1 pseudogene is annotated in these 626 nt (G+C 66.8%); it reads left to right on the forward strand.

Annotated features, from left to right (window positions below):
• Window positions 1–626, forward strand: a pseudogene (locus FK268_RS23265) (hypothetical protein); the annotation flags it as partial.

The raw sequence follows: 626 nt of genomic DNA on the forward strand, positions 1-626 counted from the left end.
GGGCGCGTCGCTGCCCTCGATGACTCGCTCACACGGTCCAGATATCGCCATCGACGACGCCGCGGGCCTCAGCCGCCCCTTCCTGCCGCTGGCAGTGGAGAATGAAGCAGTGGAGGAATTGTGGCCCGCCCCGCCGCCGGACGTCGCTGACGCCATCAGGTCCGTGTGCCAGCGGCTACTGGCGGACGCCGACGCATTCGCCGACGCGATCACCCGCGCCTCTCTCCCGGCGCAGTACGCCTCCACGCTGCTACCCGATGCGTCGCTGGTCGAGGAGGATCGAGAACTCAACCGTTCCGATCTAGCCCAGTGGGTCACTTCGAACATCCAGCGACCAGGGCGACGCGTGGATGTGTACATCGGCCCACGAACCAGAGCGTTCATCCACGACCTCGTAGCCCGTGGGATCGCACCCGATTTCACCGATGGTTGGCGGAGCGCCCTGACCATCGGCTGGCGTCGGTGGCTTCAGGAGTGCATGGAGTTCGCGGGCACCCCGGAGCTCCTGGTGGAGGTCCTCGACGTTTCGGCGAAGTCGATGATCCAGTACGCGTTGGACTCGGTGACGGCACTGCGCGAGGCGAGCCTCGCCGCAGCGATGGGAAACGCTGACGCCGACGCGATCG

The sequence above is a fragment of the Tsukamurella sputi genome, assembly GCF_007858445.1.
Taxonomy (GTDB): Bacteria; Actinomycetota; Actinomycetes; order Mycobacteriales; family Mycobacteriaceae; genus Tsukamurella; species Tsukamurella sputi.